We start from the raw sequence: 5,807 nt of genomic DNA, 5'->3' as shown, positions 1-5,807 counted from the left end.
ACGTAGAAGCGCGCGTGCGGCAGCTGTGGGCCGACGAATTCGAGATCGATCCCGCGCTGGTCGGGGCCGATGCCTCGTTCTTCGATCTTGGCGGGCACTCCCTCACGGCCATCCGGCTCGTCAACAGCGTGCGGGAGGAGTTCGGCGTCGAGTACCCCGTCGCCCGCTTCTACGAGCAGCCCACGCTGGGCGCCATGGCGCGGTACCTCGCGGTGAATGGAGACGGGGACGGAAGCGAGAGCAGCGGAAGTAACGGAACCGCCGCCGACGTACTCGGCCGCGCCCCCGTCACCGCCCAGCAGAGCGCCTTCATCACCCGGCACCTGACCCACCCCCGCCCCGAGATCTACAACGTGGCGATGCGCCTCACCTTCACGGGCGCGCTCGACGTACCCGCCCTGCGCGCCGCGCTGACCCAGCTGGTCGCTCGCCACGAGGCGTTGCGTACCCGCCTCGTGCAGGACGAGGCGACGGGCGAGTGGTGGCAGGAGGCGCTGCGCCCACGACCGGTCGAGCTGCCCGAGGAGGATCTGGTCGCGTGCCCGGACCCCGCGGACGTGGCCGATGCGGAGGCGGAGGCCGAGCGCCTGGCGGCGGAGACGGCCGCCGAGCCGTTCGACATCCGGGCCGAACTCGCCCCGGTGCTGCGCCTGTTGCGCACCGGCGCCGACCGCTGGGCGCTCCTCTTCGTCCTGCACCACTCGGCCTGCGACGGCTGGTCGGTCAGCGTCCTGCTGCGCGAACTGGCCGCGCTGTACCGAGCGGAGGTCACCGGAGAGCCCCACGGCCTGCCGGAGAGCGTGCCGCAGCCGAGCGAGTACGCGCGCTGGCAGCAGGACCGCAGCCGCACCCAGGACAGGGGCCGCCTGGTCGACTACTGGGCACGGGAGCTGGCGGGCGCCCCCTTCGACCTGGCCCTTCCGCTGGACCGGCCCCGCCCCGAGCAGCTGAGCGGGGAGGGCGACGTGGTGCTGTTCACCGTGGGGAGCGCGGTGCGGACCGGCGTGGAGGCGCTGGCGCGGCGGCACCGGACGACGCCCTTCGCGGTGACGGCGGCCGCCCTTGCCCGCCTGGTCGCGAAGGTGACGGGCGAGCAGGACGTCGTACTCGGCATCTCCTACGCCAACCGTGAGCGGCGCGAGTTCGAGGCCCTGGCGGCCTGCACGGTGTCGTCCTTCACGCTCCGGGTCCGCGGCGGCGAGGCCGAGACGTTCGGCGCGCTGGTGGACCAGGTGGCGCGCGGTGTGGTCGGGGCGATCGACCACGCCGCGCCGATCCGGGCGGTGGCGGAGGAGCTGCGGGAGGCGCTGGGGGTCGAGGTCCCCGACCGGCTGCCGCTCGGTTTCCAGTACCAGAGTTCGCTGGATACGGACATCGAACTGCCCGGCGTGACCACGGCGGTGGAGGACCTCGCGGTGCCGGGTGCGCGCTCGGAGTTCAACTTCGGTCTGATCCCCACGGGCGATGTCCTCTCCGGTTACCTGGAGTACTCGACCGACCTGTGGGACCGGGCCACGGTCGAGGCGTGGACCACCGCGTACGTCGATCTCCTGGCGGAGTCCGTCACCGCCCCCGGCCAGGGGGAGGGGGAGGGCTGAGCGGCCCAGCCCACGGGCGGCGCCGACCGCCCCCCGCCTCATCCGCCCCGCCTCATCCGCCCAGCGCGACGGCCGCCGCGATCGCCGGGCCGAAGGCGCCGCCGAGCTGGTAGCAGAGGTTGAACAGGCCGATGCCGGTGGGGCGTTGGGCATCCGGCGCGGCCTTGGTCGCGTACACCATGAGCGTCGCCTGGCCGGCGCTGGTCGTGAAGACGGCCAGCGTCGCGACCAGCAGGAGCAGCGGCGCCCAGGGGGTCAGCGCGGCGGTGAGCGGTGCGAGCGCGCCGACGGTGAGCAGGATCGTCAGGACCCGTGGGCGGCTCATCCGGGCGGAGGCCGCGGCCAGCGCCATGGAGAGCGCGGAGCCGACGAGGAGGGTCACCAGCTGGCCGGTGCCGATCGTGGCGGCCGACCAGTCGGTGCGCTCGCCCAGCAGCTGCGGGACCGTGAAGAGCAGGGTGAAGTACGAGGTCGCGAAGGTGCAGGCGAGCGCGGCGGAGAGGACGAAGGCGCGGGTGCGCAGCAGGGCCATCGGCACGAAACCGGTGGGATGCGCGCGGATGTGCAGGGCCAGCGGCACGGCCGTCGCCAGTGCGGCGGCCACCGCCGGGAGCGGGTAGCGCGGGATGAGCACAAGGGCCGTCGCCGTCAGGACCAGCAGGGCGGCGCCCCGCCCGTCGAACGGGGTGCTCCCTCGCGGTGCGGACAGGTCGGCGCGGCGTAGGACCGCGGGCAGGGCGAGGAGGGCGACCGCGCCGACGGCCAGGGACACCCGCCAGGAAGCGGTGCCCGCGACGGCCGAGCCGAGGAGCGGCCCGACCGCTCCGAGTGTTCCGAAGCCCGCGGTGATCACGCCCATCCGGCGGACCGAGCCCGCCAGGCTCATCGCCGCGGTCACCAGGCCCGCGCCGCCCGCCGCCTGCGCGGCCCGCCCCGCCATGGCCAGCGGCAGCCAGGGCGCCGCGGCGAGGACCGCGGTGCCGGCCACCACCAGGGCGGCGCTCAGCTTGAGCGTGGTGCCAAGGCCACGGCGGCGCAGGAGTGCCGCCATCAGCGGGGTGCCGACGGCCATGGCCCAGGCGAACACGGTGACGAGCCAGGTGGCGGTGGCTGTACGGATCCCGAGCGAGCCGGCCATGTCGGGGAGTATCAGCACGGGGCTGTTGGCGCTCGCGGCGACCGGGGTGGCCAGCAACGCCAGCCACACGGCCGGGACTTGGCGCGGGGCGCGCGCGGCGGTCGGTGGCGGGGTGACGGATGCCGCCTGCGGGACGGGGCGGGAGTGGGTCTGCGTGAGCACGGACATGCCGGCGGCTCCGATCGGGTCAGGGGGTTCAGACGGAGGTGACGACTTGGCCGTAGTCGAGCCGCGGTGAACGGGGGAACCAGGCGTCAGGCCCCGGCTTGCCGATGTTCACGACCATCAGCGGGGTGTGGTCGTCGTCCAGGAACTCCTTCTGCACGCCCGGGAAGTCGAAGCCGGTCATGGGCCCGGCGGCCAGCCCCGCCGCGCGGACGCCGAGTATGAAGTAGGCGGCCTGGAGCACGCCGTTGACCAGCGCGGACTCCTCCCGGACCGCGCGGTCGGCGAAGAGGAGGTCCTTGGCCTGCGGGAAGTGCGGGAGCAGCGAGGGCAGTTCCTCGTGGAACTCGTTGTCGGTGGCGAGGATCGCGGCCAGCGGGGCGGCCAGCGTCTTCTGCCTGTTGCCGTCGGCCATCAGCTCCCCGAGCCGCTCGCGGGCGTCGGCGGACCGGACGAGGACCACCCGCAGCGGCGACATGTTGTAGGCGGTGGGGGCGTACTTCACCAGGTCGTAGACCGCCCGGACCTGCTCCTCGGTGACCGGCTCGTCGGTGAAGGTGTTCGCGGTGCGGGCCTCGCGGAAGAGGAGGTCCTGGGCGGCGGGGTGAAGGGACAGCTCGGACATTGACGTACTCCTGTCGTTCGGTCTCGACAATCTCGATAGTGAGATAAAAGCATTCGACAATCCCAGAGTAAAGTATCTCGAAACTAAGAGAACCAGGACTGGTAGAGTCTCTACTGAGATAGTGCGTATCGAGAGGAGTGGCAGCGATGAGTGACGCCGTGGACGCGATCATCGGTCAGTGGGCCAAGGAACGGCCCGACCTGGAGGAGGAGCTGTGGCCCGTGCAGCTCTTCGGCCGCATCCAGCGACTGGCCCTCGTGGTCGACAGGTCGGTCAAGACCGTCGCGGGCCAACACGGCCTGGACGTCGGCGAGTTCGACGTCCTCACCACGCTCCAGCGCTCCGGGCCGCCCTACGCCCTGACCGCCGGCACCTTCCTCAAGGCGTCCATGGTGTCGTCCGGCACCATCACCAACCGCATCGACAAGATGGAGGCCAAGGGCCTGGTGGAGCGCGTACGCGACACGGAGGACCGGCGCAGCGTCAAGATCCGCCTCACCGAGCGCGGGCACGAGGTCGTCCGGGCCGCCTTCGCCGACCACCTGGCCAACTACGAAGTGCTGCTCGCCGACGTGGACCGGGAGCTGGTCGATGCGGCGGGGGACGGTCTCCGGCGGGTGCTTGAGGCGCTCGGCGACACCACCATCAAGTAGCGGTCCCCCGCCGGGCGATGCTTCAGACGGTCCTCAGCGGGTGGCGGGGGCCCTCGGGCAGGACGACCTCGATCGGATCACCGGGACGGATCTCGCCGCCCTGAAGGACCACGCTCATGATGCCCGCCTTGTGGGCGACAGCGCCCTTGGCGTCGCGTCCGACGAGCCTCTTCATGAGCCCTGCCCGGAACGCGTCGAGCTGGCGGCACGGGTTGCGCAGCCCCGTGACCTCCACGACGGCGGAACCGCCGAGGCGCAGCAGCGTCCCCGTGGGCAGGCCGAGGAGGTCGACGCCGCGCGTGGTGATGTTCTCGCCCAGCTCGCCCGGGGCCACGGTGAAGCCGTCCGCCGCCAGCTCGTCGAACAGCTCCTCGTGGATGAGGTGGACCTGGCGGAGGTTCGGCTGGTCGGGGTTCCGCCGCATGCGGAAGCGGTGCTTGACCTTCTCACCGGCGTGTACGTCCCCCTCGACGCCGAACCCCGCGATCAGCGTGACGCTCTCGCGGTTCGGCTTGCTGAAGGAGTACGTGGCGTTGCCGCTGACGGCCGTGACTCTCGCGCTCACCGTACGACCCTAACCCGCCTCAGCCGACGGGGATCAAGGTCAGATACGCGAGGCCGAGCACATTGCGGTAGCCGCGCAGCCATGTGGAGCGCTGGGCGTCCACCTTCGCGCGGGTCTCGGCGGCCGAGGGGTGGTCCGGGTGCGCGGCGAGCCACTCCTCGACGCCGCTGCGGTAGCCCGACTCGAACTCCTCCCACTCCTCCTCGCTCGCCGTCTCCACCCACAGCGGACGGAACCCCGCGTCGATCGCCGCGTCCACCAGGTCACCGAGCGACAGATACTCGTCCGCGCGGGCGCCAGGCCACATCCCGGCAAGCTCGCCCTCGGTAGGGGCCCGCTGCCAGAAGCCCTCCCCAAGGACCACCCGACCACCGGAAGTCACAAGCCCGCGCAGCGCACGCAGGGCCTCGACCGTCGCGAGGGGCGGCGCGGCGGCGCTGAGCGCCTGGCTGGAGCCGAGGCAGAGCACGAGGTCGGCCGGGTCGCGGGTGGTGCCCCTCGCGGACTCCTCGACGAAGACGACCCGCTCACCGAGCCCGCGCTCCTCGGCGATGGCACGCCCGCGGGCCAGGTCGTCGCCCGCGATATCGACCCCGACGCCGGTGGCTCCCGGCGAGACATCGAGCACCCGGAGCAACAACTCGCCCCACCCGCACCCGATATCAAGAACGGTACGGGGCCCGGCAGCCGAGACCCGCCCGACAAGCCGCCGCGCGCGTGCGTCGGAAAGGGGCCCATGAAAGGCAAGTTGCCCAAGCCGCGGCGGAAGACCAAAGTCAAGGCTCATGCCCCCGACGCTATCCCGCACGTGAAGGCGCCCCAAAGGGGCGCGGGGAACTGCGCGCTCAGCCACGGCGGCCCGGCAGCGATCCGCCCCCCGAGCCCGGCGCCCAGCGCAGCGACGGCAACCTGCCACGCAGGCAGCGTGAGGCGCCCCAAAGGGGCGCGAGGAACTGCGCGCTCAGCCACAACAGACCCGCAGCAATCCACCCCAAGGCCCCCGGCCAGGCTAGGCCCCCGGCCCGGCTACGCCTCCGGCGAGTTCCGCAACGCCCTCTTCCGC

At 72.4% G+C, this 5,807-nt stretch carries 6 protein-coding genes; 2 read left to right on the top strand and 4 right to left on the bottom strand.

Going from position 1 to position 5,807, the window contains the following annotated elements; genetic code table 11:
• The coding region (locus tag GKQ77_RS26180; RefSeq protein ID WP_258021990.1) for a condensation domain-containing protein at positions 1 to 1,598 on the top strand (1,598 nt) is incomplete at its 5' end.
• A 52-nt stretch (positions 1,599 to 1,650) separates the two neighbouring features.
• On the opposite strand, the gene GKQ77_RS26175 is transcribed toward GKQ77_RS26180, so the two are convergent.
• Positions 1,651 to 2,904, bottom strand: a complete 1,254-nt coding sequence (locus GKQ77_RS26175) for an MFS transporter (RefSeq protein WP_219691395.1) — start codon at positions 2,902 to 2,904, stop codon at positions 1,651 to 1,653.
• Positions 2,905 to 2,932: 28 nt separating this feature from the next.
• The gene (locus GKQ77_RS26170; protein WP_219691394.1) at positions 2,933 to 3,526 is read right to left on the bottom strand and encodes a malonic semialdehyde reductase; all 594 of its coding nucleotides are present in this window, start codon (positions 3,524 to 3,526) and stop codon (positions 2,933 to 2,935) included.
• 146 nt (positions 3,527 to 3,672) lie between these two features.
• On the opposite strand from GKQ77_RS26170, the gene GKQ77_RS33990 reads away from it, so the two are divergent.
• The gene (locus tag GKQ77_RS33990) at positions 3,673 to 4,179 is read left to right on the top strand and encodes a MarR family winged helix-turn-helix transcriptional regulator (RefSeq protein ID WP_219691393.1); all 507 of its coding nucleotides are present in this window, start codon (positions 3,673 to 3,675) and stop codon (positions 4,177 to 4,179) included.
• Between the two features lie 22 nt (positions 4,180 to 4,201).
• Here the strand turns inward: GKQ77_RS33990 and GKQ77_RS26160 are convergent, their stop codons facing one another.
• Complete coding sequence (locus GKQ77_RS26160; protein ID WP_219691392.1) at positions 4,202 to 4,744, bottom strand: MOSC domain-containing protein; 543 nt, start codon at positions 4,742 to 4,744, stop codon at positions 4,202 to 4,204.
• A 19-nt stretch (positions 4,745 to 4,763) separates the two neighbouring features.
• Positions 4,764 to 5,531 carry an SAM-dependent methyltransferase gene (locus tag GKQ77_RS26155; protein WP_219691391.1) on the bottom strand — a complete coding sequence of 256 codons (768 nt, stop codon included), beginning with the start codon at positions 5,529 to 5,531 and terminating at the stop codon, positions 4,764 to 4,766.
• Positions 5,532 to 5,807 lie beyond the last annotated feature (276 nt).

The organism is Streptomyces anatolicus (genome assembly GCF_019400875.1).
Taxonomy (GTDB): Bacteria; Actinomycetota; Actinomycetes; order Streptomycetales; family Streptomycetaceae; genus Streptomyces; species Streptomyces anatolicus.
This window is presented reverse-complemented; position numbering and strand designations above follow the sequence as displayed.

What these genes read in the sequence shown, in the direction of transcription:
- GKQ77_RS26175 (WP_219691395.1), bottom strand. Translation starts at nt 2,904, where the DNA reads ATGTCCGTGCTCACGCAGACCCACTCCCGCCCCGTCCCGCAGGCGGCA.
- GKQ77_RS26170 (WP_219691394.1), bottom strand. Translation starts at nt 3,526, where the DNA reads ATGTCCGAGCTGTCCCTTCACCCCGCCGCCCAGGACCTCCTCTTCCGC.
- GKQ77_RS33990 (WP_219691393.1), top strand. Translation starts at nt 3,673, where the DNA reads ATGAGTGACGCCGTGGACGCGATCATCGGTCAGTGGGCCAAGGAACGG.
- GKQ77_RS26155 (WP_219691391.1), bottom strand. Translation starts at nt 5,531, where the DNA reads ATGAGCCTTGACTTTGGTCTTCCGCCGCGGCTTGGGCAACTTGCCTTT.